We start from the raw sequence: 3,682 nt of genomic DNA, 5'->3' as shown, positions 1-3,682 counted from the left end.
CCTATCAGGCGGACTTCGCGGCGTTCGTCAATTCGGCGATCGCCTTCGTGTTGGGCATATCCGCCGCCATTGCGGTGATGCGGACGCTGCGCTCGATCCGCACGGAATGGATCGTGGCTCGCCTCCTGCGGAAGGGCTGGGTCGCGCTCGCCCTGGCGGCGGAACATCGCGGTAAGCGCGACCGGGCCAATTTCGTCGGCGCCATGCTCGCCCGCCTCGACCAGCTCGTGCAGCGGCTCGCCGCCATTCCTGAAATCGAGCGACGCGACGTCGAGAACCTCGGCCAATTGCGGGTCGGTCTCAACATCATCGACCTGCGCCGCGCGCGTCATCAGCTCTCGGAGAACACCGTCCGGGCGATCGACGGCTTGCTCGACAGGCTGGCCGCCACGTTCCGCGCCTATCCGGGAGGGGCGATGCCCGAGAGCCTGCTCGCCGATATCGACACCACATTGACCGCAGTCGTCGACGATCCCGGTGCCGGGGCCAAGGAAGACGCCCTGATCGGGCTTGTCGGCATCAGGCGCGGATTGTTCCCGCAAGCACCGCCCTATATGCCTCAGTCCCCGGTGATCGCGATGCAACTCGCATGAGAACGGACCTCGACATCTTCGGCGTCTATGTTCCCTCGCTGCTGCTGGGGTTCGTGATCGCGTATGTCCTGTCGGCGCTGCTCTCGCGGTTGTTCCGCCGGATCGGCCTCTATCAACACGTCTGGCATCGGGCGTTGTTCGATCTGGCCGTCTTCGCCTGCCTCCTTGGCATGGTCGTCTTTCTCTCTTCGGGGATTCTGGCGTGAAAGACCTGCTTGCGTCATACGGCCGCTACGCGATCACGGGCATCGCCGTACTCGCTGCCATCGTGGTCGGACACTGGCTCTGGGGCTACTACATGGACGCCCCCTGGACGCGGGATGGTCGTGTCCGAGCCGATATCGTGGTGGTGGCGCCCGACGTATCGGGTTTCGTGACCGAGGTCCTCGTGCGCGACAACCAGCCGGTCAAACGCGGGGATCCGCTGTTCAGGATCGACCGGGCGCGGTTCGAGCTGGCGCGGCAACAGGCCGAAGCCGTTGTCGCCGGCCGGAAGGCGTCGCTGGAACAGGCGAACCTCGACTTCGACCGCTATCACACGTTGAGTGCCGACGCGGTCTCCCGGCAGCGGCAGGAGGAGGTGCGGGCGACACAGCTCGTGGCCAAGGCGGCCCATGAACAGGCCGTGGCCGATCTCGGTGTCGCCCAGCTCAATCTCGACCGCAGCGAGGTACGCGCCTCCGTCAACGGCGTCATCACCAATATGGCCCTGCGTCCGGGCAGTTTCGTCAGCACCGGCAAGGGCGTCATGGCGCTGGTCGATACCGATACGTTGCGCGTCGAGGGCTATTTCGAGGAGACGAGGCTCTCGCGCATCCATGTCGGCGATCCGGCTTCGATCCGCCTGATGGGCGACGGCACCCGCCTGACCGGTCGCGTCGAAAGCATCGCGGCCGGCATCTACGATCGCGACCGCGGGGCGGGCAGCAATCTGCTCGCCGACGTCAATCCGACCTTCAACTGGGTGCGGCTGGCGCAGCGCGTGCCGGTGCGCATTGCACTCGACGAAGTCCCACCCGGCACGCTTCTCGTGTCGGGCCGAACCGCCACGGTCGAAATCCGCTCCGCGAGGTAGATACCGTTTGATGCGGCATCGACGGGCCAGGACCGCGATGCTTCGGATGGTGCTCGTCTCACTGCCGCTGAGGCGGAGATGGGCGCCTATGTCTCGGCGGCGGCGCACCCGGCCGACGTGGCGTGGGTGGCCCTTGCATGAATTCCGCGGCCATCCCGTCGAGACCCCGCGCGGTCCTCGGCAGTAGAGAAAAGCCGCATCGTGCTGGAAGGCGTGCGCGGCGATCGGAGCATCGCCGAGCACTGTCGGCGCGAGACATGCTCTGCGAGCGAACCCGAGGTTCGTCTCGCCGCGTGTTGGTCCGCCAATGTGATCAAGCGCATTTAAGCCAGAAGCGGGAAGGGCGATAACTCTCGGTATCGGATTATCGGAAGGACCAGACCGATGGCCTTCAGGACCGCGTTCGCGCATCAGGACAACACGCGAGACGTCAGTGTCTCGATCATGTCTCTCATCCCTGCCTTTGTTGCCGTCGGCTCGCTTGTCGGTGACATGTCTCTCATGGCTCCGGGCATGCTTCACATGTTGCCGAGTGGTTGCTTGGCCTCATTCTGCGGTATTTCTACTTCTCTGTTCCTTGCGTCTCGTGACATGGATTTAGATTGTATCTCGAGGTGTTTTAGTTTCGAGGTCGGTTATTTTATGAAGCCAATCCGAAGACTGCGGACCATCTGTTCGACTGGAGTTTTTTGCGCTCGGAACGTTGGGGTCCATCGGGATGAGCCTGGGCATCAGCTCCTGAGGTTTCAGCTTCGCCCCGGTGGCGGCGACAACCCGCGCGCTTTACCGGCCGTCATTGTCATGGTTTCCCGCACCCAGAAATGAGGCGAAATCCGATGCTGCTGCGTGGAATCGCCGTTTTCACATCCTTTCCCCTAGCTCTGGCGGCTGCCGAATTCGGATCAACCGAAAACGGCTCCAAGTGGGTCCCTCGGCTTGGCGACGTGGTTCCTCGTTCGATCCGGGTCGTGGGCCTCGACGGCGAGGCTCGATCCTTGCCTTTTGGCATGGTGATCGTCGATGGGCGAATTGTCGTACTGGTGAAGGCAGGCACGAGGGAGATTGTCGACATCACATCGGATGAGCCAGTCGGTGCGCCTCCGCTCCCTTCGAACCCTTCAGCGCCGCGCCAGTCACGCGGCGAGCGGTTTCAATAGGACACGGGCCTCGGCGCACATTCCCAGGAACATGATCGCCGCTAGCCGCGGGGGGCAACTTTCCGTGTGTGCGGGGCAAGACAGCCAAGTGCGAGCGTGCGCCGATAGCGGGCGGGAAGCACCGCAGCGGCGATTTCGTTCGGTCAGTCGGTTTTCACTCGAAACCTCTGGCGAAAAACCCCGTAGACACCAGTTTGGGAGAGCCCTGGCGCTACGGGGTCTCCTGCACCCGGCAGTGTCACCCAGGGGAGGGGTGCCGGGGAGCCTTGGATTAGTGCCGGCCTGTCCGCTACCCCCACCTCCTGCCGCCGAAGATTGTCATGGCAAGGTCGTGCAATGCCGCATGGTGCTGACGATAGGCAGCCTGGTCAAGCGCTGCGCTGGACATCGTCCAGCAGCTTTTGCCCGGAGATGGAGACGCTGACGGCGCAATGGCTGGCCAGCACCGACGAGGCCCAGGCGCACGGTGCCCCAGTCCATCGTCTGCACGTCGACATTCAGGCCGAGCCGCTCGGCGCCAGGAGCGGGCTCTGGCTTCGGCCCGAAAGCAGAGCTGAAGCCAGCGACGGTGACACGTCCGAAACGACCCATTCCCGACGTTTGGAGCGTCCGCTCTTGGGTCGGTCGACTCGCGAGAGGCCAAGCTCGCGGACTTGGCGCGGAAGTTTTACCCAATCAGGTTTCGTGGCGGCGAGGCTGCCCCCGATGACAAGGAGGGGTTGAGCTCGGGCTTTCACGGCTCGGACGAGTTCGCAGCCGGATTCCGGCTCAAGTGAAAGCAGCCCTGAAATGCAAAATGCCCGCCGTGAGGCGGGCATTCGCTCTTCGACCGAAGCTCAAGGGGAGGGAATCATGAG

At 63.8% G+C, this 3,682-nt stretch carries 3 protein-coding genes; all 3 read left to right on the top strand.

Annotated features, from left to right (window positions below; all coding sequences use genetic code 11):
• Positions 1-593: FUSC family protein (locus tag AC1DRP_RS35580; protein ID WP_476771017.1), on the top strand; the 593-nt coding region annotated here is incomplete at its 5' end.
• Positions 590-799, top strand: coding sequence for a DUF1656 domain-containing protein (locus tag AC1DRP_RS35575; protein ID WP_441493803.1), 210 nt, complete (start codon positions 590-592; stop codon positions 797-799). The genes AC1DRP_RS35580 and AC1DRP_RS35575, both read left to right, overlap by 4 nt.
• A complete protein-coding gene (locus AC1DRP_RS35570) occupies positions 796-1,668 on the top strand; it encodes an efflux RND transporter periplasmic adaptor subunit (protein ID WP_476771016.1) in 873 nt (290 codons plus the stop codon). The genes AC1DRP_RS35575 and AC1DRP_RS35570 overlap by 4 nt, the downstream gene beginning before the upstream one ends.
• Positions 1,669-3,682: the final 2,014 nt, after the last annotated feature.

This window comes from Allobosea sp. 01N443, from assembly GCF_056399325.1.
This window is presented reverse-complemented; position numbering and strand designations above follow the sequence as displayed.